Here is a 24,222-nt window from a genome sequence, read left to right on the forward strand (position 1 = left end):
TCATATTTGGCGCATTTTTCATAAAAAGGGGCTTGCGGGCGGGAGTATCTGCTTGGGGTTTTGGTTAGAATTCGTCCCCTGGATGCATTAAAAAATTGCACTAATTCTTCAAAAATCGCAGAACTAGTGCAATCGCAGCTGCCGAAAGGCCCTTTGAGGCCTTTCCTTTTTTTCGTAGACGCAGATCGGCTTATTGAATGTTACTTCTTAAAGGCCGTCCGCCTATCCTTCGTAAATCACCTTGCCTTCCGAGATGGTCTGGCACACTTTCACCTTGTAGATATCATCCACCGGCTGGTCAAAGAGGTTCTTCTCGAGAATGACCATATCCGCGCATTTGCCTTCTTCAATGGAGCCTGCAATGTCGTCCAGCCGGCAGGCATAGGCGTTGCCCATGGTAAAGGCCCTCACCAAATCCGCAACAGACACCCGCTCTTCCGGTGCCAAAACCCAATCCATATCCGAAGAATCCTCATCCAGCCCTACTCTCGTAACGCCGATCTGGATGCCGCGCAGCGGTGCCGGTATGGGCGTCACGTTATAATCGCTGGCAGCGCCAAGGCGGATTCCCGCATCCATCAGGCTCTTCATGGGATATTCCCGATACGCCCGTTCTCCCAGATAAGGAACCTCGATGTCCTCGAAGAATCCTCTATATTTAAAGTGCCAGTAAGGGTTGGTCACCGCCGTAACGTTAAGCGCTGCAAGGCGTCTGTAATCCGCCGCATCCACCACCTGCAGGTGTGTCATGACCGGCCGCCGCTCCCGTTTTGGATTATCCTGTTCTATACCTTCCAGAACATCCAGGACCATGGCCGCAGCCGCGTCCCCGATCACATGGAAATGAAGATCCAGACCTAAGGCGTCTGCCTTTTTGCAGAACTCCGCCAGCACATCATAGTCCCAAATGGGATCGCCCCGATATTCCTCTTCGCCAGTGTACGGCTCTTTCAAATACCCGGTCTTTCCTTCGATGACTCCATCGGCCATGATTTTCATCTGATTGAGCTGGAACATATGGGAATCGGCCGCCGCGCTGGTCTTTTCATAGAGATCGATATGTTTATAGGGATCGTTCTCAAAGCTGCGGTATGCGCCTCTCATCTTGCAGATCAGCTCACCGTCTTTGCTCATTTCCAGCAGAGCCGGAATGCTGTTCTCGTCCAAATCCAAAATCGGATCCAGCATGGAAGTGATTCCGTATTGGGCCAAATGCTTCTGCACCCAAGTAATGGCTTGCTTATAGTTTTCTTTTGAAAATACCGGTTTGATCGGATCCACCAGAGCGATGGCCGCGAATTCCCTCAGAGTTCCTTTGGGCGTTCCGTCCGCTTCTCGTTCAATGATATTACCGGCCGGAACCTGGGTATCCTTGTCGATTCCGCACACTTCCATAGCCTTGGTATTGACCCACAGGGAATGCTTGTCGTGGGACCACATCATCATCGGCTTGTCGCTGCAAATTTCATCCAGCAGTTTGCGGGACGGCCCTGTCTTTTCGAACATGGGGTTTTCCCAGCCCGCGCCTTCATATACCGGAAGGTCCGGATGGTCCTCCACAAACTTCCGGATTGCCGCCAGATAATCGTCCGCGCATTCCCCGCCGAACAAGCTTACTTTGAACACCGCATCGATGGATGCCCAGGTCACATGAGCATGGGCCTCGATAAAACCGGGGAGCACCATTTTCCCCTCCAGGTCGACCACCTTTTCGGCCTTTATGGACTGGGCCTCTTCATTGCTGCCGACAAAGGTGAACTGATTGCCCTTGATGGCGACAGCCTGCGCCCAGCTGTCCTTCTCATCCACGGTATAAATCATTCCGTTCTTGAATAAAACATCCTGTACATCATTCTTTGACATCTTTTCACCCCGTTCCTTATCTATATTTTTTATTTAAAACGTTGGCGAAACCTTCGGTATTGTATTCTTTGCCCGCACGTTTATTCTCCAGCTGAGTGTACATCTTCTTGTAAACATCCTGTTTCAGAGGATAGAAGAAGATTACAACACCGCTCAGCACGAAAGCGATTCCCGATACCAGACAGAACATCATCTGAATGGCGTTAAGTACGTTCTCTGGGTTGGCTGCTCCCAGGGTTTCGTCGTAGCCGACGTTGGCCAGCACTGCGCCGATGGCAGCGGCCGCGATGGCGTATCCGGCCTTCTGGCACAGAAGATATACGGAAGTCATGGTTCCTTCTCTTCTCTTTCCGCACTGGAATTCGTCCACTTCGATGGAATCGTACATGATCGGCATGTTCATGGACCAGTATGCGGAAGAACCGATTACATAACAGGTAGCCAGAAGGCATGCGATTCCAATGGAATTGACTTCAACAAAATTGAAAATGATCATGGCGATTCCCGATGCGATGACCAGAACGCAGTACAGCTTGGTCTTATCGATCCGTTCCACCAGTTTCATCAAAATGGCGATAACGATAATTCCGCCGAAGGAAATGATCATGGTGCACATACTCATCTGCATTTCGCTGAGGGCCACTACATAGAGGAAGAAGTAGGCCATCGTTGTCAGGAACAGGCAGTAGCCGATACGGAAAAACAGAGAGGACAGTGTCATCAGCAAGTAAGGCTTTACTTTCAGCACTTCAATATAGTCCTTGAAGAATCCGCTCTTTTCTTCTTCCTCCGCTGTTTCAAACTTGAGCTCGATGCCCTTGGTGGACAGGAATACGATAATCAGGGTCAACACGCACAGCGCGCCTTCGATCCATGCCGTATAATGCCACGCATTGTAGTCGGAGAATCCATATCCCTTGAAAAAGGACACGAACATGGTGGGGGCAACGGTGGAGAAGAAAACGCCCACGTACTGAATAATCTGGGACAACATTCTGATTTTGGTCCGTTCCTCGTTGTCCATGGTCATGGATGCGCCGATGGAATAGTAAGGAATGCAGAAACAGGAATAGGACATCCAGAACAGCAGGGTCATGATCAGGAAATAGATATTGGCCGTTCCGGTACTAAAGCTTTCTATTCTTGTGAATAACAGTAAATAAGAAACAAAAATAGGTATGATTGCGATCAGCAAGAAAGTCCTCTTTTTTCCAAATCTGGTCACCTTTGCCCGGTCGGCCAGGTTCCCGATGATCGGGTCCATAATCATATTCCATACAACGCCGATGGTGATGATGCTTCCGGCCCATACCGGACTCACCCCTGCGAAGTCTGTCAGGAAGAAGAGCAGGAACGCAGCAATAAAGTCATATGCCAGCGTATCCGTCGCGCCTCCCACACTATAGCCGATTTTCTTTCCAAAGGATACTTTTGGAGCGTTTTGTAATTTTTCCATTAAGACACCTCCCAATAATGAACTGTTAAGAAATATTTCATATTCAACTAGTCATACTCATTTTATATAATCTTGCAACTTATTGAAATCATTCACTTGTTATATTTCGTATTTTTCTGACTATTCTCTCTTCTTTTCTCCATATCTTGACCATGTATTATGATGCATTATCGCAACTAAGACCTATTTTTGCGTAAGCTGAAAGGAGAGTACGGAAGTTTCAACTCAAATTTGAAAAATGTTTTCTGTTGTTGACAATAATACGATTTCGTATTATAATTTAGTAATCCGAAATCGTATTATAACAAAAGAGAGGTATGTACTATGAATAATATACGGGAAATGATGCGGAAGTTTACGGTTGCGCTGAATAGTATTGATGAAGCCTACTGTTCCAATACAAAAATAATGGGCGTCAAGGAATCAGAATTGTGGCTCCTTTATGCCCTGGATGACGATGACGCCCATTCTCAAAAGCAGATTTGCGAGGAATGGGGGTTCCCCAAAACAACGTTGAACACGGCCATCAAGCAGGCAGAAGCGGCGGGTCATCTCACCATGACCCATATCCCCGGCAAGCGGCGCGAAATGAATGTATGCCTGACCGAAGAAGGAAAAGCATATGCCAAACAAGTATTAAGCCCCATCTACGCAGCGGAAAAGATGGCGCTGGAGGCAACGATCCGTCGTTATTCCATCGATTTCATAGAGGTTCTCGACTATTTCGGCGCCTGTCTGAAATCCGCTTTGGAAGATAATATGAGAGAACGGAAGGAGCCTGACCGATGAAAGCCTTATTACGATTTCTAAAACCATATAAAGGTATTTGTTTTTTTACCCTGCTGGTGATGCTGGTGGATGTGGCCGGCGCATTGTACATTCCTACCCTGGTTGCTGACATGATTAACATCGGTGTTGGCAGCGCCAATATGAACCTCATGATACAAAAGGGAATTCTGATGCTGGCAGCGGCGCTGATTTCTGGTGCGGGCACACTGCTGGGAAGTTTCCTCTGCGCCCGCCTTTCGGCGAGAATCGGCAGAGACATACGCAACGCCCTTTATGATAAATCCCTTGCCTTTTCCGCCTATGATTTTGAACAGTTCGGCACTGGTTCCATGATCACCCGGACGCTGAACGATGTCAACATTGTTCAGCAGGCTTTCGTATGGACCATCCAGATGGTCCTGCCGGTTCCCATGATGTGCGTCATCGGTGTCATCATGGCTTTTTCCATCGACCGGTTCATGGGATTCCTCTTAATCGCCATGACGGCCGTTGTCATGATTGCCGCAGTCTTTATCACCAGAAAGGCTTCCATGATCTTTGAAAAGCTGCAAGCCTTTCTCGACCGGATCAATGTGGTGCTGCGGGAAAACATCACAGGCGTACGGGTCATCCGGGCCTTTAACAAAGAGCCTTACGAGGAAAAGCGGATGCGCCGCTCCTTTGAAGATTACGCGGAATCGGCCATTCGGGCCAATCGGTTGTTCTTTGCCCTGGAAAGTCTGGCCTTCTTTACTATGAATATTTGTATTGTAAGCATCCTCTGGCTGGGAGGCAATCGGATCGGCGCCGGTATGATGGAAATTGGAGACATCACCGCTCTGACGGAGTACGCTCTGCTGATCCTCTTTTATCTGATCATGGCCCAGATGGTCATTATCCTCTTGCCCCGGGCCAATGTATGTCTAAAGCGGATCCACGCGGTCCTTTCCCACCATCCGGAAATCCGCGACGGCGCCAGGGTGCTCCAGGCGCCGTCCCCTCACCCTACGGAGGTGGTCTGCCGTTTCAGACAAGCCGGCTTTCGTTTTGCCGATGCCGAGGAAGCGACTCTGCAGGGCCTTGATTTTGCTCTGCGCCGCGGCGAAACCACTGCTATTATCGGCAGCACAGGCAGCGGTAAATCCACCATCGCAAAACTGCTGCTGCGCTTTCACGATGTGACGGAGGGCGCTGTGCTGATCAATGAAGAAGATATCCGCAATATGGCCCAGCAGGATCTGCGCCGGCACATCGCATATGTACCCCAGAAAGCATGGCTGTTTTCCGGCACCATCGCAGATAACCTGCGCTATGCAAAGGAACAGGCAACAGAAAAAGAGATGAATCGCGCATTGGAAATCGCACAGGCCGATTTTGTACATCAACTGCCCGACGGCCTGCAGACCCGTGTCTCCCAGGGAGGGGCCAACTTTTCCGGCGGCCAGAAGCAGCGTCTTTCCATTGCACGGGCTCTCATGAAGGAGGCTGACCTTTATATCTTCGACGACAGCTTTTCCGCCCTGGATTTCAAAACAGACGCCAATCTGCGCCGTGCCCTGGCCTCAGCGGTAACAAACAGCGCCGTGCTGATCATCGCCCAGCGTATCAACACCATCGTCAACGCCGACCAGATCCTGGTTCTGGAGAACGGCAGAATCGCGGGCCTGGGACGCCACGATGAATTGCTTCAAAGCTGCCCTATCTACCAGGACATCGCAAAATCTCAGACAAAGGAGGAAGAATCCAATGGAAAACAATCGTGATAACCGGCCGGAGCAAAATAACGACACTCTTTTCGGAGACGGTTTGGATGTGGCAAAGCCCAGCCACGGGCTCCACACCCTGAAACGGCTTATGCATACCGCCAAGGATCAGCGCCTGCGGCTGATTGTGGTGCTGATTTCCGTTGCCCTGAATACAACCCTTTCCATTGCTGCCCCCTGGTACAGCGCCGGTATCGTCAACCTTCTGTGGGAGAATATCAAAGCCTCCCAGGCCATCGGTCAAGCATTTCGCATCACCTGGCAGCAGGGGGGACTGGAAATTTTTCTTTTGTTGCTTATGTATATCGGCGCTTGGGTCTTTTATACCCTGCAATCTTTTTTAATGCTCAGTTTTGCCGAGCGGCTCAGCCTGCGTTTCCGTACGGAACTGAGTAAAAAACTCAACCGGCTGCCCCTGTCTTTTTTCGATACCAATAAAACGGGCGCCATTCTCAGTCGTTTTACCAATGATTTGGATAAAATGTCGGAAGCCCTGCAGACCGGCGTTCTAAAGCTATTTACTTCTGTGGGGCTCATCGGCGGTTCAATCGTGATGATGCTGCGTTACCATATTGGAATGACCCTGATTTTCATTGCTTTCATGGTGCTTTCCATGGTGGTGACCCGCTGGTTTTCCAAATACACCCTCAAATATGCCGGAGCCCGTCAGCAGACCATGAGTACGGTGACCGGGCTGGTAGAAGAGTATTACACCGGGCGGGCCATCATAAAATCCTTTAACCAGGAAGAGGAAAGCGCGAAGCGGATGCACCTGGCCAATGAGGAAATGGCTCAGGCAACGGAAAAAACCGATTTTGCTATGAATGCCATCAATCCGGCTATCCGCATGGTAAATCGGTTCGGTCAGGTGTTGATCGCTGTCTTTGCCGGAAACCTGCTGATCAACGGCATGCTGACCGTGGGCGTGTTCCAGGCGTTTTTCCAGTATCTCAACCAGGCGGCGGAGCCGATGACCGAAGCCTCTTATGTGGTCAACTCCATGCAGTCGGCGCTGGCTTCCGCAGAACGGGTCTACGATATGCTGGATGAATTGGAAATGGAAAAATCCCCGCCAAAGCCGCTAAAAATCACCGATGCACGGGGATTGGTGGAGTTTCGCAATGTGCGTTTCGGATATTCGAGGGGGAAAATTCTGATGGAACATATCAGCTTTACGGCAAAGCCGGGGCAGAAAATCGCCATCGTCGGCACAACGGGAGCAGGAAAAACAACGTTAATCAATCTCTTAATGCGCTTTTACGAAGTCAATGGCGGCAAAATCCTTTTAGATGGAACGGACACGGCGTTCATGACCAGGCAAAATCTGCGCTCCAACTTTGGAATGGTTTTACAGGACACCTGGCTGTTCAGCGGTACCATCGCGGAAAACATTGCTTATGGAAAACCGGACGCGACTATGGATGAGATCGTCGCGGCCGCCAAAGCCGCAAGGGTGGATTTCTTTGTCCATACCATGCCCAAGGGCTATGACACTATCCTGGGCAATGACATGGAAAACATCTCCGCGGGCCAGCGTCAGCTCCTGACCATCGCCCGGGTGGTGCTCTGCGATCCGGCCGTGCTCATTCTGGACGAAGCCACCTCCAGCGTGGATACCCGCACGGAAATCGAGATTGGAAAAGCCATGAGGAATCTGATGCAAAACCGCACCAGTTTTGTCATCGCTCATCGTCTCTCTACCATCATAGATGCTGATTTGATCCTTGTCATGGAGGAGGGAAACATTGTGGAGCAGGGAAATCATCATCAGCTGCTGGCCGCAGGCGGAACCTACGCTGAACTTTATAACAGCCAGTTCGCGGGGTCGTGATTTAGGAGATGGGAGTAAACGCCCAATTTGGGCTTTTGCAACTAAAACGGGCTGAATTTATATGGACATTGGTTTCAAATCACTGCATTTCGAACGGTCGCTGCCCCGGTCGTTTTGAGGGACCAGGCATAGACTGGGGCAAAGCAGCAAGGCCACGGGTTGAATATCGTGAAATGTTCTGCCAATAATGGGGAAAAAGCCATCTGCTGAGGCGAAGTTTGCGTTATAATAAAAAGAAAAAAGGAGTGATCGCATGCTAGAAATCGAATTAAAAGCATCTCTTTCGGGGATCAATACCGGCCAGCTGAGAGATGCGTTAAAAGAAACAGGCTTCACCAAGGGTCTGCGCAAAGAAGAAACCGATTTATACTTCAATGGAAACGACCGGGATTTCCGCAAGACCGACGAGGCTCTCAGGCTGAGGCAGAGTCTTGTTTTGTCTGCGGACAGTCCGGCTGCTAAAACCTTCATTACCTATAAAGGCAGCAAAGTGGACAACCGCTCCCAGACCCGCCCGGAACTGGAAACGGCCGTGGGCGATTTTTCTGTCATGAGAGAGCTTTTGAAAAAACTAGGGTATACGGAGGTCATGACTGTGCGAAAGAAGCGGGAATACTATCACCGCGAAAACATCACCATCTGTCTGGACCAGGTAGACGGTCTTGGCTCTTTTATCGAACTGGAACAGGTAGAAAAAGATGAAACCACAAAAAAAGAAGCGGTCATCGATCAGCTTCTCGATTTACTCGCCTCTTTTCAAATTCCGAAGGAAAACCTTCTGCGGCAATCCTATTTGGAGCTTTTGATGGCCGCCGCCACATCGTAAAAGTCATTCCATGGCGTATACGAAATTCCTTTTTGGTCCAGGATTTCCGCCAGCTTGTCCCTGGCAAAGACCACGTCGGCCTTGGCCGCCATGTTGACATCCGTATAGCTGTCCCCGATGCACATGGCGGTTTTATAGTCGTAAAGGGCCATGACCCTGGTCTTTGCCAGAATTTCCGCGCCCTCTTCATAGTCGGAACGAAGCTGCATATAAGGGCCGGACAAATCCAAATCCACATAATGCATACCCAGCAGCCGATCTTTCAGGTGACCGATCTTCCTCTCAATCATCTGCCGCAGCCCGCCTGAAATAACTACTACAGGGATGCCCCGCTGATCCGCCGTGTCCAAAAGTTCCGTAAAGCCCTTCCTTATTGGCACTGTGTCCAGGTACTCCATAATTGCCGGAAACTTATCCGACGGAATGGATTCAAATCCTTCCCGCACAACCTGGGCCAGCGTCAATTTCCCGGACATCATCTGTCTGGCCCGTTCTTCATACAGCTCCCTCGGCGCCAGTCTCCGGAGAACCCCGTCCAGGGTTTCTTCCGACGTAATGGTCCCATCAAAGTCTATAAACAAAATTTTATCGTACATATGCTCTCCCTTTTTTCAACAAAACGGAAACAAGAATTTCCTTGTTTCCGTTACTATGTGTTGTTCGTTTCTGATTTATACCTTATCTGTGATTGTTTTATGTAGGATCTGCCTTTTACGAAATCCCTTTTTCCTTCTCCTCTTTCCTCTTCTCCAATTTGACTTCTTTTGCGAAGAACATCAGCACAATGTAGAAGATGGTGACCGCAATCATGGCGAACATCAGCATTCTATGGTTTCCGCCGAAGAGAGCCGCTCCGCCGAGGAAGATAACGCCCGCCACATTTCCGGCAAACATCAAAAGTCCTTCCGATGTGCCTTCCGAGGTCGGATAGCAGGACTCCGCAGCAAAGGTCAGGGTCAGCGGCGCGCCTCCTACGATAAAGAATCCATACAGAGCCGCGGCCACAGTCAATCCGCCGAATCCTTTCATAGCCAGGAAAAGGGCGAAGCCGATACATCCTATAATATTGACGATGATCATATAGGGCAGCCTCTTGTGCAGCTTATCTTTATCGGAAATAAGCGAAATGATCAAGCTGCCAATAATGCCGATTCCCAAAATAATGACACCGATGATTCCCACCTGAGTCGCATCTACGCCTTCGTTGGTCAGGCTGCGCAGGATCGGTTCAATCATGGTAAAGAAGGTATTGAAGACGCCGAATACGCAGAAGAACATCAGCAGGGCCAGAATAAAGTTCTTTTTCTTGAGGGCGAAACGAATGCCTTCTTTAAAGTCGGAGCGCACGGCCTCATCCTCAGAGCACGGCGGTGTCGGCGGCTTTTCCTTAACAAAGATGACAAACAGCGCCGCGGCCACGATGCCGACCGCCCCATAAGTGAGCAGCATCTGGCGGATGGTCATACCCGCCTCCAAAAGAAGCGGTGTTAAAAGCAGTCCTACGCACATACCAAAATAGCTGCACAGCAGTCCTACGCTGTTGGCCGTAGCCCGCTCCCGTTCGGGGAACCATTTGCCTGCAACAAGTCCCGGTGAATTGAGCAGGAACGGCTGGGCAATGGCAAAGCCGATGGTCACAGCCAGAACCAAAGCATAGCTTTCTCCGAAGATTCCTCTAAGCAGGGCGCAGATTCCGGTGAGAACGACGCCAAATCCCACCGCTTTTTTAAACCCGAACCGCTCGAAGGCAGCCAGGGACGGGATGGAAATGATGATCATCCCCGCCATAAAGATGATGGACAAGAGACTGATGGCGCTCTCGCCTTTGGTCGCATCGGTAAAACCGTAGTATTTCCATGCGTCTGTGGTGATTGAGAAAAACGTCGTCCACATCAGCTGGATGACGCCGGTACACAATCCGTAAATCGCCAGAACTACCCATCGATAGCCATATACACGGTAATCTTGTTCTTTCATTGTTATTCACTTCCCTCCAGAGGGGTGAGTCCTCACTCCTCTTTTCTGTTCCAATCATAATCCAAGTCTTTCGCAGCCCTGCATAAAGCCTCAAACCTGTTTAAATTTTCAGTTTAATTATACTGTAGTCAAAATTTTGTGTCAAGTACAACATTGGATGTTGTCTCGCTTTTTCATTTGGTGTAAAATAGCTGTAAAAGCAGCGCAGTATTGGGAAGGCTTCGTTTTGTCTCCGGTTGAGATACGGCTGGTTGCAAAGGATTGTGAAGCTGAGGGAAGGGAGGCGCGTCCGCCTATGACAGAGCAATTATCTCGCAGGGCCTTGAACAAGAAAAAGTGCCGTGCGCGGATCCTCCGGGAATCACGCCGGCTGTTCAGCAGCAAAAGTTATGAAAATACAACGATTGAGGATGTGGCTGACCGGGCGGAAGTGTCCAAGGCCACCCTCTATAATTACTTTCCCAGCAAGGAAAGCCTGTTGATCGGAATCGCCGAAGAGGAGCTGGGGCAGATTCGGGATTTGGTTGCCAACGATCTGGCCCATGAAAAAAACGCAGTCGAAAAAATACGCCGCGTTCTGGAGGTGTTTATCCTTGATGCCATCCCCTACATCAGCCTCTCCCGGAAGATCACTTATTTGAATTCCTGCGAAGGAAGCCCCCTGTACGCCACCAGAGTCAATATGATCCGCATCTTCGAGGAGCTGGTCCGGGAGGGCCAGACCCAGGGCTCCCTGAGAAACGATATCGAAACGTCGGACATTGTCGATATCATTATGGGCGTCTACCTGATGTCCCAGTTTGAGTGGTCCAACATCGATCAGTACACGCCTGAATTCTGCCGCAAAAAGCTGAATCGGATTTTGGACGAGGTGCTGGAGCTTCAGATCGCTCAGCCCGGGCACCGTCCATAACCCTTTTTTCATCCACAACCGAGGTCCCGGGGCCGGGAGCAAATCATCGCGATTTGCTCCTGACAGCCTTCCCAGCGATGATTTCTGGCCTTTTTTGCTGCCAATCTGCCTGAAAACAGCTGGAAATTATCGCTTTTCCAGCTGTTTTTCTTTTCCCGCGATGAAAAATCATCGTAAACTTACACCAGAACAAGCTCCAGCGATAATTTTGCTTTTCACCTTTTATGAATCCGAGCCCGCTCCTTCGGGCCCGAATGCTTCGTATTCCCAGCAGTTCACAAAATGGATCATTCTTGCGGCTGTTTTTCCAGAACAAAGGACTCTACCTTCGGCCGCTGGTCCTTAGGGTCGAGCTTTCGATCAAGGATGATCAAAATCACTGCGATGACCGCATATGCGATGGATATCCAAAGGATGCCCTGGGTGATGACTTGATAGGCGTTGGCGAATCCATAGGTTTCCGCATAATATTCAGGGCCCCAGGAGCCTTCATATATCGGCATAAAGAAGTAAGCGATGATGCCCAATACGACGAATACGATGAAAATCAGAGCAATCCTGAACAAGTCGCCGTAGCAGAGCTTGGTTTTGGGATTGATGGGATGCCTTACCGGATCCAGCTTATGCAGCCCTCCGCAAACCCGCTTAATGATGATATAAAGCACTGGCACCAGCGCCAATCCCACCATGCCTCCCAGGAAGTAGTCGGCGCCGTTGATCAGCAGGGAGAATGCAGCGATGAGGATTCCCGGCGTGACCAGACATACAAATGCGGTCGTGTTTCCTGGTACTTTGAAGGGTCTGGGCAGATCTGGCTCTTTGATTCTGAGACGGATTCCCGCGATCCAAATCAGCACATAGTCGACGATGACCAGCGTGACGGTAATGGTGATCAGCATGGTAAAGGAATACTGAACGGAAATCAGGGTAAAGATGGAGATCGTTAAGGTCGCGAATACCGGGATCCCCTTCTTTTTGCTTACTTTGGTCAGTACCTTTGGCGCCAGGCAATCCTCCGCAATGGCGTAAAAGCCTCTTGAAAGGGTCGTCATGGCCGTATTATAAGTAGAAACATTGGCAAGGAAAGCAATGATGGCAAAGCCGATTCCAAAGGCCGGTCCCGCAAACTGGGCGGCCACGGTCATATAGTTGACCCCGTCCGGTCCCCAGTCAGCCCACTGTCCCACGGATCCCAGGGTAGCGATAGTCGGAAGGAAGTATACCGCGGCGATCAAAGGAATCCCGATGAGCAGCCCCTTCCAGACGACACTCTTATCCTTGCAGTCTCCGGCCACCGTGGAAACAGATGTAAATCCGGAATAAATCCACATAGCCACCGCCAATGAACCCGACAGACTCCAGACAAAGCCTTCATCCACATTGTAGAATGGTTCAAAGGGGCTTTGGTTCCAGTTCATAAAACCAAGGACGGTCACGGCTGCGAAAGCAACCAGTACTAAAATCGCGATGCCGGTGGTTACGGCCCCAACATCTTTGATTCCTCTAAGATTGATAATGGTAATGATTATGATAACAGCGGCTTTCACCATATACGCCTGGGCTTCGGTCATCTCCACCGCCAGACTCAAATAGGAAACGCCCAGGACAACATATCCGCCCATCTCAAAATACTGAGCCAGAGTCCTGCACCATCCTGCGCAGAAACCCCAGAATTCTCCCAGCCCTCTCTGGATCCACTTGTAAAATCCGCCTGTGTAGGGCAGCGCTGAACCCAGTTCCGCCGCCGTAAGGGCCTGCGGCGCGGCCCAGAATATGGGCAGTATTAAAATCAACAGCAAGCCCAGGCCCGGTCCGCTGACGCAAATTATATCCTCAATGCCAAAACATCCTCCGCAGCAAAAGCTGAATATCAAGAATACCATGGTGTACAGCCGGACATTTTGAGGGACAATTTTACTGTTGTCATATATGTTGACTGCTTGCTCCTTCGTAGGTTTACTCATGGTAACCTCCTCTCTTTAAAAATCATGCACATATGCCTGCAAAGCATCACGATCCAGGCCGTCAATGCCCATATCGGCTTTGGTTCTCACCATATCGGCCATGTCGTATCCGATTAAAATCGAGCCCAGCATCTGAAGCGACCGCATAACCGGCACATCGGCGGACAGCAGATCGGCAAGGGCGATCCAGGCCGTGAGTCCGTAAGGAATATCTTCCGTAAAATATCGGTTCTTCAAAGAAGTGGGGCCTTTAATGAACTCGAGGCTCTCGCAGCCGTTCACCTCTTCCCAGATGCTTCTGGGCTCGCGCCCCTCCGCCAACTCTTCGGCCAGGGACATGAAGGGATAGCCTAAAGTTTCCACAAGGGCTTTCCGCTCTTCCTCAAATTGCTCCATGACCTTTGCTACACAAGGGGTAATTCCTTCTTCATATAGATAGAACTGGCCCTTTGAACGTTCAATGCGGGCCGAGTTGAGGATGCAGCCGGGTATATGGAGCACCGGATTTAAGCTGTGCAGCCCGCAGGCCAGAACGTCATCCACCTTTTTCAGAGAATAAAAGCTGGATGCCAGTTTGTATGCTTCATCAGTCTTGCTGGAAGGCATCACCCCAAACAGCAAATCGGGATTGGTCGCAAATACATGGATCCTGCCCGGCTCCTCGATGCGCGTATCATACGCCAGTGAGCTTGTTTCGCAGATTGCCACATCGGCGGTCACGCCTTTTTCCTTGAAGATCCGCTTGAAGGTCAGACTGCCCAAAGTCCCCGGCATCAAGACGATCACCTGTCCGTCCTTCACATGATCGGCAAGAGCATTGGCATAATTTCTGTGGGCCGATGCGGGCAATGGGATGAAGATGATGTCCGCATCCCGGATCGCTTCAGCAAGATCGGTGGTCATACAGTGGATTTCTGCTCTTCCTTCAAGAAAGCCGCTGAGTGTGATTACCTTGTTTTTAAAAAGGGTCTGCAGCGGCCCTGCAAATTCAGGCATTTCATACAGGGATACCCGATGTCCCTGGAGGGTCAGATCAGCGGCCATGGTCTGTCCGCCGTTGCCTGCTCCTAAAACTGCAACATTCATAAGATCACCTCTTTCTTATAACATCTTCGTGTCAAACGGTGTGTAGTCCATATTATGGGTATCAGCGATATCCTTATGAACCAGTACTCCGCCGACAAAACTCATGGATCTGGATAGTTCTTTGCTGTCCAGACATGCTTGTTTGATGCCTTTGTTAGCAATGGCTTCCACGTAGGGATAAATGGAGCTTGCGAACAAATCGCTGGAGGTTTTGGGAACCAGCGCCGGCAGGTTGTCGATGCCGAAATGCACTACGCCTTCTTCCACGTAAGTGGGATCGCTGATTGTGGTATATTTGACCGTTTCGATAATATCGCATCCGACCAAATCGACGATCAGGGATTTTTTCTTCATCGTTTTCACCATCTCTCTTGTGATCAGCGGATATTCCATGCCCGGATATGGATAGATGGTATTGATCAAAACATCGCAGTCTTTGATCAGCTCGGCGCATTCATCGGTATTCCAAAGCAGCAAATTAGCCTGCGGCATCAGATCCTTCAGCTGATTGATTCTGCTGTATTGGGATTCAAAAATGGTGACATCCGCATGCAATCCCAAAACCACATCCGCTGCCGCGGACCCGCATGTGCCTCCGCCTAAAATGATGACTTTGGGCTTCTGGGTTCCGCTGATGGCCGCCAGGCTGATTCCGGCCCCTCCATCAGAAAGCATGCAGTGCTGGCAGGCGCACATTACCGCCACTCTTCCTGCGATTTCACTCATGGGCATGATGATGGGCCTTGCTCCTGTATCCGTTTGGATCAATTCCAGAGATACGCCCGTTACCTTGGATTCCAAAAGCTTATCCACCATGGGCTGATCCGGTTCCACTTCTCCCAGGTGGAAGAAGCATACGATGATCTGTCCCTCTTTAAACGGCAGATTCCGTTCCGACGGCATGTAATCCTTCAGTTTTACGATCATATCGCTTTTCAGATAAACTTCCTCAGTGGTCGGTAAAATCTCCGCGCCGGCATCCAGGTACTGCTGGTCTGCAATGCCCGCTAGATGGGCCAGGCCTTTTTCAATATAAACGGTGTGCCCCTGCATGGTCAGTTTTTTTACCCACTTTGGAGTTAACCCTACTCTGGCTTCCTGATCCTTTTTTTCCTTTGGAATTCCGATAATCATAATGACCTCCTGTCTATGCGTCAAACAATATGTTAGTAACTAAATTATCATAATTATCAAAGTATTCAATTATTTGTTTGCCCTTGGATTTTCACGTTTTTAGTCCAATTTATCGGGTTTGTTTTTGGCCGAGCGACCCTGCCCGGAAAAATCGCAAAAACATTAAAAAGGGCATAAAAAAAACGCAAAAACGTAAAATTTCTACGTCAATGCGCTTAAAAATAATCCTTGTTCATCATTTTTCCAAGAGGATCAGCTCGCTGCCGAAGCGGGGCAAGTGGATGAATAAATCCGTTGTTCCCTCCAGTGTGATAACTTCATAAGTCACTTCCGGGAATATGCTTTTTTCCAGCAAAATGGTTTCTGATTTTGTCAGTCCTTGGGGAAATCCCATGGATGCCCATTTATAGAATAGGCAGCATTCATCGCCCAACTTGAGTCTGGTCATTTTGTAGGTTCCCCGCAAATGGTTGATTTCCACAATGTATTCACTGCTTGGGACTCCTTCTTCAAAAATCCCGGAAACCTCTTCTCTGCTGGTGAACGACTTAATTCTTTTATACCCTTCCTGATAGTAGTCGTAGAAAAGCAGCTGGTAACTGTCTTCTTTACGGGTAATGATATAGTCTTGGTTCTCTGCCGTTACTTCCTCTCCCAGCATGGCATAAAATAAGCAGGCAAAATAGGCGGCTTTTTTCAATCCGTTCCATGCTGTCAGGCCGCTTCCTCCCGCTAAAATGTCGGCAGACGGGCTTTCCCCATCCACCAGGGGGCATATGGTCCTTTTATCGCCGCGCAGTAGATCGTGAAGCAAATAGGGAGTCCCGCAAATGGAATCAAACACATAACTGTCATGGTCCAGCATCAGGTTCTCGCAGCAGATCGGCTCCACCGAGAAAAAATCGTCGAGCGGCGTATTCTGTTCCAGATAATCCAGCAAATACTGAAAATTTCCCGGGGACGAGCTGTTGTCCGCGATAAACAGGGTAAACTTTTTTGTGCCCGGGCTATGAAATTGCATCATTGTCGCCAGTGTCTCAAAGAAGTTGATATGGTTCTGCATATTTTTATCATTGTTGAACAGGTAAATGGCCTTATCCAAGTGTTCTTCATCCATGAACTCCAGTGCCTTTGACAGCTCCTGCTGCAGCTTGCCGCTGACAGTGGAAATCAGTACTCCGATCTCAAATTTGCTGCGCAGAATGTCAAAGAGGCTATCCCGGATCAAGCCGGAGGTTCCCCATTCCCTTGTGATGAAAATCAGATTGTTTCGATTGAGCTTTTTCTTCATCCTGGCCGACTGGCCGCTGAAAGGAATGACTTTTGAATAGAAGTCCCGCAGCAAGGGGTTGCCCCGGTATCGCTCTTCTGTCCGCTCTTCACTGATGCAGTCCAGGATCGCCTGCAGCGGCAGCACATCCCTCTTTATTTCCGCTTTTGCATGGCTGAGTCTCTGTGTCCGGTATTCTTCCGGGGTCTGACCGTACCAATTTTCGAAAGCCTTTACATAATACCGAGTCGCGGAAAAACCGCATGTCAAAGCCACCTCACTGACCCGCATGTCGGTTTCCAGCAAATACTTTTCGGAAATCTCCACCCTGGAAAAATTAAGAAGTTCCTTGAAGGAGATGCCGATAAAGTCCTTTATGATATGGGAAAGATAATACATGCTGAAGTGTTTTTCCTCGGCCAGCTCTTGAAGGGTGATTTTTCTATCGTAGTTTTCGTATATGAACTTATAGATTTCCCAAATGCGGTTCACATTGGCCGGATTATCCTTTAAATCCAGTTTGTTGATAAAATAGCGGTTTTCATAAATGGAGAAATATTCGAAATTGCTTTTCATATAGGTGAGCAGGTCGATTGATAATGAGGTCAGCTTTTTCGAGAAGCCGGCCCCTTTTTTTACATACAGCTGGATCAGCTGCTGGATCTTTGAGGTCAAGGTTATGTTCAAATCTTCGATCTTCTTGCCGTCCAGATAGGTTTCGCACATCATATAGGAAAATTCCAGGCTTTCCACATATTGGACAAAGAAGTTCAGGTCAAATTGGATGGTAAGGATTTTGTTGGCAGCGCCGGAGTACATACTGTGGAGTTCATCTTCATTGACAATGAACACGTCCCCCTTTTTCAGCAGGATTGTCCGGTAGCCAATGATCAATTTGATGGTTCCTTCCATCACGACGATCAGTTCCAAGTCGTTGCCGTGGTAATGGATGGGATATTCCTCAATGGAACTCATAATAACGTTTATGGGTATACCCTGGGGGTACTGCACTTTTTCTTCCAACATCATCTTGGGTCCTCCTTACAACTTATCCACTTACCTGCTTGCTCGCTGCCGCATATATATTATTTCATTGATTATATCAAAACATAGTGGTTATATCTATATAATATGCCTTGTGGCCATGAAAAAACCCGTAAGCATGGCCGCTTTACGGGGTTTTCATTGGAATGTGGAAAGATCGCTTTTGGGCAATCAGTAGCATTTGGCGCAGGGTTCGTATCCTTGTTTTTTTGCATCGCTCAACAGAATTTTCTGCGGACTTGCCATATTGCTGCAAGTGGCAACTCTATGGTATTTCCTGCCTGTGGCTGACACATATACATAATCGGATGCCGGATTGACCGCAACTTCTTTCACGGTAACAGAACAAACTTTCGATGCGCCGTTCATTTTGACCGTAACTTTGGCGGTTCCGGCGGCTTTGGCAGTTACAACGCCTGAGGCATTTACTGCCGCAACAGCTGGATTGCTGGATGTCCAGGTCGCTTTTTTGCTTTTGCCGTTGCTGCTGGCTTTCAGCGTATAGCTGCTTCCAACTTGGAGAGTCAGACTTGTTTTGTTTAGCTTGGTGGTGGGATTCTTCACTGTTATTTTACACTGATATTTCTTTTTGCCGATTTTTGCTGTTATCGTCGCCTTTCCTGGTTTCTTGGCGGTTACTTTGCCCTTTTTATTTACGGTTGCGATGGATTTTTTACTGGAACTCCATTTTACCTTTGCTTTTGTTCCTTTCATCTTGAGCTGTACGGTCTTTCCTTTGACCACAGTAGCTTTGGTCTTGCTGATCTTTACCTTCGCCGCTGCATAGGATTCCAATGTGCCCATATGGGCAGGAAGTGTAAACGCACAGCCTACGAAAAGCATCAAACAAAGAGCAGCCAACCTGGTTAACCGTTTCATAATTTCCTCCTTTTCATCATTCCGGATAATTCTCCAACCCCTTACGGACACCCCCCTGATCATTATAGTAATCGTAACTGTTTGGATTTTCAAGGAAAAAAGATATAAAAGGCAAATAAGCTGGCCCCCAATTTGGTAATTTATCCCATTTCTATTCGAAATCGAGGTTTTTGCCGCCAATGTCCATAGAAATTTGGCCTTTTGAGGCCAAATTGAGGCTACAATCCAGCGGACATGCGCCTTGGCAGGTCAATTTTGTGCAAACTAATTCATATGTACCTGCGAATCAGAGCAAATTAATATCTAACCTGCAATTTTTCTATGGACAAGCATCCTGTTTTTGCCCATATCGAATAGAAATCGGCAAAAAAACTGAAATTCGGGGTCTGGACTTGACTCTGAGCTGTGCCCGCCTGGGGCTGCCTGCTGAAGCAAATTTCAAGCATCATCGATTTTTCGGAAAAAAATTAAAATGAATTCAAGTTTTTACGCAATTTGCAACGGCTGCGCCCTCACGATAATAGCAACAAGGAGCAATATCTGCTTCTTCACAATATCAGGCCTCGCAAACCTTGAAGTTTGCGTAAAAAGCAAAACATTTCAATAAAATTTTCCCGATTCAACTCAATCCGCCGCAAAGGCGGAATTCGTGCGAGAAAGGAGCTGACCGCATTCGTCACCTATTTGAATACGGCAGCTCCTTTGCATTTCTAAATCAATTATTCTCCGTCTTTTGGCATTGGCAGCCGCCTTTTTTCCAGCGCTGCTTTAACCAGTTTGATATCTCTCCATATAATAAACAGCCATCCGATCAGCCCCACATAACCTACCGCAGGTGTTACGATGTTGACCAGCGTTTCGAAGGGCAGATAGGAGCCGAAGAAGCCTAAGACTGCGATGATGACGCATACAATGGCGAACTTCATTGTCTTTTCTTTGGTAAGTCTGGCTGCTACAGACCACATCAGCGGTACTGCCGTGGTAAAGATGGCCAGCGCAAGAACGACGGCGTAAATCACGCCCAGGATTGGCGACAAGGATTGCGCCATTGCCAGTGCCGGAACGGAAATATCGGCAATCAAATCGATCTGGGAACCCTCTGCCAGTACCAGGCATAGGCCGCCCGCAGCGAACAACACGTTCCCTAATACCACGCCTGTAACTACTTCTGTTTTGTTTTTGGCTTTCGAACCCATGGCCGACATGAAGGGCAGACACATAACAATGTTCCATAATGCGTATAAAATCCCCGCCATTACCCAGGAGCTGGAGGCTAACAGTACATCGTGGGTGGTGATGTAATGATTCCAGTTGGCAAAATCCACGCCATGTTTTGCGATTACGCCGATGGCCATCACCATGGTCACGACGATGATCGTCGGCCCTATGAATCCAATGGTGTCAATGACGCTGGCCAGCCCCAGCAGTACAACGAGTGTTACAACTACTGCAAGGATCAGAGAACCCAGCCATTCCGGCCCGCCGAACACTTGATTGAAGGTGGAGCCGAATCCGGCCATCATGGTCATCAGCGTGAGGAACATGAAGAGAGGGACAAACCAGGACAACAGCGTTCCCACATATTTACCGCATAAGTTCTTGTAACATTCCAGCCCCTGTACGTCTTTACTTTCGTTTCCCAGATTCATAACTGCTGCTGACGTCCATGCGCCAAGCAGCGCGTTGATGGTCATTACCCCGATGGCTTTGCCGATTCCGTAGTTGGTGAAATACTGCATGATTTCCTGGCCTGTAGCGAATCCCGCCCCGATCAGGAATGCGCAGAACGCACCAGCCAGTTTGATCACCATACTGATACGCACTTCGCTCCTTCCAATTTTTATCATAACAATTTCCTTTCTTCCTTATTTGGATGATAATTGGTCAGAATGTGGCGTTAAAGATTTCTTGTATAAATTAATCCAACATTGAAAAGTCAAACTCCGTATATGGCATTTCCTGGTTAATTCCAATTTCAGGATGAACGATCTGTCCGTTAACCGTACTGATGCATCTGCGAATCGCGGGATCGTCCTCGGCCGCTTTTTTCAAGCCTTTGTTGGCAATATTGAGGATGTAAGGACCGGTAATCATCAGCAGTGCTTCGGTTGCTGTCCTTGGACAAAGAGACGGCATGTTAGGCACACAGTAGTGGAGAATGCCCTCTTCTGTAAAGGTCGGATCTCCCAGGGTCGTATAATGGGAAGTTTCCACGATTTCAGCTCCTGCTATATCCATAATCAAGGAACACTTCTTCATCTTTTTTACAGTTGAGCGCTTTACCAGCGGTTCTCTCGTTCCCGGCTCCGGGGAAGGGTATATGCAGTTGATGAAAACATCACAGTCAATCAAAATCTTTTCCAGGACGTTCTCTTCGAACAAAACCACATCCGCTTCTGGAAGCGCGGCTTTCAAATAGTCGATCCGGTCCCAAGAAGCCTCGACTATAGTAGTCTGCAATCCCAGTCCCACCGCTACCTGCGCGGCATTGAACCCCGCATGGCCTCCGCCCAAAACCACGATCCTCGGTGTGGGGAGTCCGTATACTTTTCTCAAAAGAAGCCCGGTTCCGCCATTCATAGTCTGACAATATTTAACCGATTCCAGCATAGCCAGGCTGCCAGCGATGTCGCTCATGGGTTTCATGGTCGGCCTTGATCCATCGTCGAGAACGATCAGCTCCATGGACAGGCCAATGCTCTTTTGATCTACTAATGCCTGCGCCATCGGCTTATCGTAGTCTTCTGCTAAATGAAACCAGGTCATAATCATCTGATCTTCTCTGATCAGCTTGTATTCCTGCGGCTGCAGTTCTTTAACTTTGGTGATAAACTCCGCTTTTTCATAAATTTCTTCGGCGGAATCAGCCAGGTTGACGCCGACGGCCGTATAAGCTTCATCGGCAAAGCCGCTGTTTTCGCCCGCGCTTTTCTGCAGCCAGACTTCATGCCCCGCACCCACCAGTCTCTTGGCCCAATTGGGGGTCATTGCGACCCTGGTTTCATTTTCTTTTACTTCCTTTGGTGTTCCTATGATCATCCTGTTACCTCCCATATCATCATTGTTGTTGTAGATTAACAGCTGTTACCCTTTATAAGTGCAAGCAGCGTGCCATGTTAGGTCCATGATCTAAAATGTTGAAATTTCAATATTCTGTTTTTTTCATCAAATTCGGAACGTAAAAAAGCGGCGCATTCGTGCACCGCTGGGGACAAACTGCGCCGGCAGAACCTTCAATCGATCAAGGCGTTTTTTATCCCGTATTTTTTGATTTTTCTGTTCAAGGTGGATTTGTCGATTCCCAGAGCTTCCGCCAATTCCCGGCTTCCCTTATAGTAGTCCATCTGAGACATGATCAGGTTTTTTTCGTATTCTTCAACGCTGGTACGCAGATCATTGCAGAAGAAAAGGCCGCCTGACATGCCCACGTCGAAATAATCCAGCTGTTCTGCCACCTGGGGACCGGTGACTTCGTGCTCATCGGAGATGATGACTAGGCGTTTGATGATGTTTTCCAACTCGCGGACATTGCCCGGCCACTGGTATTTGTACAAAACGTCCCATCCGCTTTTGTCAATCTTTAAGTTGGAGTCAAATTCCTCGTTGTATTTTTGCAGAAAATACCTGGCAAGGGGAATGATATCCTCCTTTCGATTTCGCAGAGGCGGGATGACAATGGGCACCACATTCAAGCGGTAGTAAAGATCCAGCCTGAAGTCTCCTGCTTTGACGGCGTTTTTCAAATTGACATTGGTCGCCGCTATGATCCGCACATTGATGGGAATATAGTCCTTTCCCCCTACGCGGATGATTTCCCTGTTTTGAAGGACTCTGAGGATTTTGCCCTGGAGCGACAGCGGCATGATTCCGATTTCATCCAGAAACAACGTTCCCTCGTTGGCCAGTTCAAACAGGCCGGGCTTACCCTTTTCCGACGCTCCGGTAAAGGCTCCTTTTTCATATCCAAAGAGCTCAGATTCGAACAGAGTTTCGGGAATCGCATCGCAGTTTACTTTTATGAACGGCTTGCTGCGCCGATCGCTGGATTGATGGATGTAGTTGGCGATCACTTCTTTTCCCGTCCCCGACTCCCCCTGGATGAGAACCGTTATATCTTTTTTCGCCACTCTGTCCGCCATGGTGATTGTGTCCTCCATCTCTTTGCTGTCGAATATGATGTCTTTTAAATTTTTCTTCTCATTCTCCTTATATCGTTCCAGCTGGGTCTTATACTTTTCTACTAGTTTTTTATTTTTTCGAAGTTCCCTTTCCAAACGGTTGATGTTGGTCACATCCCGCTCAGTTACGACTACCATTTCCACTTTGCCGTTCTTCAAAAATGGGATTCCTGTAACCGTAAGCTCGTGCTCGTCGTTTTCCCCTTTTTGTATGAGACTTTCTTCCTTGCCGCTTTTAATGCATTTTAATGAAACAACTTCATTTTCTTCAAAATAGCCTTCTTTGATCAAATCTTCCACATTCCGGCCGATTAGTTGTTCCTCTTCATACTCGCATAAATCCGCGGATGCTTTGTTTAACAGCAGGATATTTCCGTCGCCGTCCGTGATAAAGATGCCGTCGCTGATGCAATTTAAAATGTCGCTGATTTCCTTGTAATTAATCCCCCGCATGGTTTCCAACTCCTTCACAAATTTTCATACATGTATCCATTACATCGAAAATGGCAGTTCGATGGGAGAACGTTTTATTAAATATAACAATGATTTATTATCATTATATTTAGATATTATATCGCATTACAATTGGGTTGGGAGATAAAAATAGAATTCTAGGTAGTATTTTTAGACTTCCCTGGACCATGTCTTTTGCCCGAGCGCCAAGAGGAGTGGGCGGACGGTGGGGCTGGGGAGTGCCGGAGTGCGTGGGAGTTCCTGAACGGAAAAGCGGAGAGTGCTTGGGATTGCCGGGGTGGGGAAGTGAAGAGAGCGCAGGAACCAGAAAGGCCAGCGCGGTAATTTCATCCTTTATCAATTTACTGCTTAGCTGCTGGGCAGCGTTTGGGACGCCATTGGGCAAACTATCAAAAGGAGCGGGTTCTATCGGGGATTCAGACAGTTTTGTCCCAATCAGCCAGTCGGCACGAAGGGAAACTATCGGAATTTGAGAAAAACCCTCCATTTACTGATCGTTTCTTTCATATCAGCTTTTGGAAAAGTCGATAAAGTATCAAGTCGGGCCTGGTGTTGTTACCATAAATCACGGGGTGCAGACATCCTTCACTTTTGTGCGCCAGCCTTGGCCCTACTAAATTGTGCCTTCCTCGAATCGTCTGATTTTATTCCTTCACGAAGACACCTTGAAGTTCCAATGGGCTTTGTGGCATGTTATAATCTACGCAAGACCATTGTAGCGGCGTTGCCGTAAGGTTGCGTAGTTTGAAGCATGCTCGACTGTGCTCGCATGTTATAATCTACGCAAGACCATTGT

The 24,222-nt window shown here is 48.5% G+C and carries 17 protein-coding genes; 5 read left to right on the top strand and 12 right to left on the bottom strand.

What is annotated here, in order from left to right:
• Positions 1-222: 222 nt before the first annotated feature.
• Both LG211_RS17960 and LG211_RS17965 read right to left on the bottom strand, forming a co-directional pair.
• A complete protein-coding gene (locus tag LG211_RS17960; RefSeq protein WP_148397236.1) occupies positions 223-1,863 on the bottom strand; it encodes an amidohydrolase in 1,641 nt (546 codons plus the stop codon).
• Between the two features lie 16 nt (positions 1,864-1,879).
• Complete coding sequence (locus LG211_RS17965; RefSeq protein ID WP_148397235.1) at positions 1,880-3,319, bottom strand: MFS transporter; 1,440 nt, start codon at positions 3,317-3,319, stop codon at positions 1,880-1,882.
• A gap of 324 nt (positions 3,320-3,643) precedes the next feature.
• Here LG211_RS17965 and LG211_RS17970 point away from each other — a divergent pair, with 324 nt between their 5' ends.
• The 4 genes from LG211_RS17970 to cyaB all read left to right on the top strand — a co-directional run bounded on the left by LG211_RS17970 (position 3,644) and on the right by cyaB (position 8,507).
• A complete protein-coding gene (locus LG211_RS17970; RefSeq protein WP_253020107.1) occupies positions 3,644-4,108 on the top strand; it encodes a MarR family winged helix-turn-helix transcriptional regulator in 465 nt (154 codons plus the stop codon).
• On the top strand, positions 4,105-5,850 hold the full coding sequence (locus LG211_RS17975) for an ABC transporter ATP-binding protein (RefSeq protein WP_148397233.1): 1,746 nt from the start codon (positions 4,105-4,107) through the stop codon (positions 5,848-5,850). The genes LG211_RS17970 and LG211_RS17975 overlap by 4 nt, the downstream gene beginning before the upstream one ends.
• A complete protein-coding gene (locus LG211_RS17980) occupies positions 5,834-7,681 on the top strand; it encodes an ABC transporter ATP-binding protein (protein WP_253020109.1) in 1,848 nt (615 codons plus the stop codon). Before LG211_RS17975 ends, LG211_RS17980 begins: the two co-directional genes overlap by 17 nt.
• Before the next feature lie 253 nt (positions 7,682-7,934).
• A complete protein-coding gene (gene cyaB / locus LG211_RS17985; RefSeq protein WP_253020110.1) occupies positions 7,935-8,507 on the top strand; it encodes a class IV adenylate cyclase in 573 nt (190 codons plus the stop codon).
• Here cyaB and LG211_RS17990 read toward each other — a convergent pair.
• Together LG211_RS17990 and LG211_RS17995 are read right to left on the bottom strand one after the other, a co-directional pair.
• Complete coding sequence (locus LG211_RS17990; RefSeq protein ID WP_253020111.1) at positions 8,471-9,103, bottom strand: HAD-IB family phosphatase; 633 nt, start codon at positions 9,101-9,103, stop codon at positions 8,471-8,473. The genes cyaB and LG211_RS17990 overlap by 37 nt on opposite strands.
• Before the next feature lie 115 nt (positions 9,104-9,218).
• Positions 9,219-10,484 carry an MFS transporter gene (locus LG211_RS17995; RefSeq protein ID WP_148397229.1) on the bottom strand — a complete coding sequence of 422 codons (1,266 nt, stop codon included), beginning with the start codon at positions 10,482-10,484 and terminating at the stop codon, positions 9,219-9,221.
• 295 nt (positions 10,485-10,779) lie between these two features.
• Between LG211_RS17995 and LG211_RS18000 the strand changes: the two genes are divergently transcribed.
• Positions 10,780-11,397, top strand: a complete 618-nt coding sequence (locus tag LG211_RS18000; RefSeq protein ID WP_148397228.1) for a TetR/AcrR family transcriptional regulator — start codon at positions 10,780-10,782, stop codon at positions 11,395-11,397.
• A gap of 287 nt (positions 11,398-11,684) precedes the next feature.
• On the opposite strand, the gene LG211_RS18005 is transcribed toward LG211_RS18000, so the two are convergent.
• From LG211_RS18005 to LG211_RS18040, 8 genes are all read right to left on the bottom strand, one after another.
• Entirely contained in the window at positions 11,685-13,361 is a 1,677-nt protein-coding gene (locus LG211_RS18005) for an APC family permease (protein WP_269478139.1), read from the bottom strand.
• Between the two features lie 15 nt (positions 13,362-13,376).
• Positions 13,377-14,447: an NAD/NADP-dependent octopine/nopaline dehydrogenase family protein gene (locus LG211_RS18010; protein ID WP_269478140.1), complete on the bottom strand. Its 1,071-nt coding sequence runs from the start codon at positions 14,445-14,447 to the stop codon at positions 13,377-13,379.
• A 15-nt stretch (positions 14,448-14,462) separates the two neighbouring features.
• Positions 14,463-15,581, bottom strand: a complete 1,119-nt coding sequence (locus tag LG211_RS18015; RefSeq protein WP_148397225.1) for an alanine dehydrogenase — start codon at positions 15,579-15,581, stop codon at positions 14,463-14,465.
• A gap of 235 nt (positions 15,582-15,816) precedes the next feature.
• Entirely contained in the window at positions 15,817-17,880 is a 2,064-nt protein-coding gene (locus LG211_RS18020) for a helix-turn-helix domain-containing protein (protein WP_148397224.1), read from the bottom strand.
• 186 nt (positions 17,881-18,066) lie between these two features.
• On the bottom strand, positions 18,067-18,774 hold the full coding sequence (locus LG211_RS18025; RefSeq protein WP_253020114.1) for an Ig-like domain-containing protein: 708 nt from the start codon (positions 18,772-18,774) through the stop codon (positions 18,067-18,069).
• Between the two features lie 719 nt (positions 18,775-19,493).
• Entirely contained in the window at positions 19,494-20,621 is a 1,128-nt protein-coding gene (locus tag LG211_RS18030; RefSeq protein WP_269478141.1) for a YkvI family membrane protein, read from the bottom strand.
• Positions 20,622-20,691: 70 nt separating this feature from the next.
• Positions 20,692-21,813: an alanine dehydrogenase gene (locus LG211_RS18035; RefSeq protein ID WP_253020115.1), complete on the bottom strand. Its 1,122-nt coding sequence runs from the start codon at positions 21,811-21,813 to the stop codon at positions 20,692-20,694.
• A gap of 194 nt (positions 21,814-22,007) precedes the next feature.
• Positions 22,008-23,405: a sigma-54 interaction domain-containing protein gene (locus tag LG211_RS18040; protein ID WP_253020116.1), complete on the bottom strand. Its 1,398-nt coding sequence runs from the start codon at positions 23,403-23,405 to the stop codon at positions 22,008-22,010.
• Positions 23,406-24,222: the final 817 nt, after the last annotated feature.

This window comes from Hominibacterium faecale (assembly GCF_020734085.1).
Lineage (GTDB): Bacteria > Bacillota > Clostridia > Peptostreptococcales > Anaerovoracaceae > Hominibacterium > Hominibacterium faecale.

Excerpts from the sequence above, each read along its gene's own strand:
- LG211_RS17965 (WP_148397235.1), bottom strand. The coding sequence starts at position 3,319 with ATGGAAAAATTACAAAACGCTCCAAAAGTATCCTTTGGAAAGAAAATC.
- LG211_RS17975 (WP_148397233.1), top strand. The coding sequence starts at position 4,105 with ATGAAAGCCTTATTACGATTTCTAAAACCATATAAAGGTATTTGTTTT.
- LG211_RS17990 (WP_253020111.1), bottom strand. The coding sequence starts at position 9,103 with ATGTACGATAAAATTTTGTTTATAGACTTTGATGGGACCATTACGTCG.
- LG211_RS18000 (WP_148397228.1), top strand. The coding sequence starts at position 10,780 with ATGACAGAGCAATTATCTCGCAGGGCCTTGAACAAGAAAAAGTGCCGT.
- LG211_RS18020 (WP_148397224.1), bottom strand. The coding sequence starts at position 17,880 with ATGATGTTGGAAGAAAAAGTGCAGTACCCCCAGGGTATACCCATAAAC.
- LG211_RS18010 (WP_269478140.1), bottom strand. The coding sequence starts at position 14,447 with ATGAATGTTGCAGTTTTAGGAGCAGGCAACGGCGGACAGACCATGGCC.
- LG211_RS17995 (WP_148397229.1), bottom strand. The coding sequence starts at position 10,484 with ATGAAAGAACAAGATTACCGTGTATATGGCTATCGATGGGTAGTTCTG.
- LG211_RS18005 (WP_269478139.1), bottom strand. The coding sequence starts at position 13,361 with ATGAGTAAACCTACGAAGGAGCAAGCAGTCAACATATATGACAACAGT.
- LG211_RS18030 (WP_269478141.1), bottom strand. The coding sequence starts at position 20,621 with ATGATAAAAATTGGAAGGAGCGAAGTGCGTATCAGTATGGTGATCAAA.
- LG211_RS18040 (WP_253020116.1), bottom strand. The coding sequence starts at position 23,405 with ATGCGGGGGATTAATTACAAGGAAATCAGCGACATTTTAAATTGCATC.
- LG211_RS18035 (WP_253020115.1), bottom strand. The coding sequence starts at position 21,813 with ATGATCATAGGAACACCAAAGGAAGTAAAAGAAAATGAAACCAGGGTC.
- LG211_RS17960 (WP_148397236.1), bottom strand. The coding sequence starts at position 1,863 with ATGTCAAAGAATGATGTACAGGATGTTTTATTCAAGAACGGAATGATT.
- LG211_RS17970 (WP_253020107.1), top strand. The coding sequence starts at position 3,644 with ATGAATAATATACGGGAAATGATGCGGAAGTTTACGGTTGCGCTGAAT.
- cyaB (WP_253020110.1), top strand. The coding sequence starts at position 7,935 with ATGCTAGAAATCGAATTAAAAGCATCTCTTTCGGGGATCAATACCGGC.
- LG211_RS18015 (WP_148397225.1), bottom strand. The coding sequence starts at position 15,581 with ATGATTATCGGAATTCCAAAGGAAAAAAAGGATCAGGAAGCCAGAGTA.
- LG211_RS18025 (WP_253020114.1), bottom strand. The coding sequence starts at position 18,774 with ATGAAACGGTTAACCAGGTTGGCTGCTCTTTGTTTGATGCTTTTCGTA.
- LG211_RS17980 (WP_253020109.1), top strand. The coding sequence starts at position 5,834 with ATGGAAAACAATCGTGATAACCGGCCGGAGCAAAATAACGACACTCTT.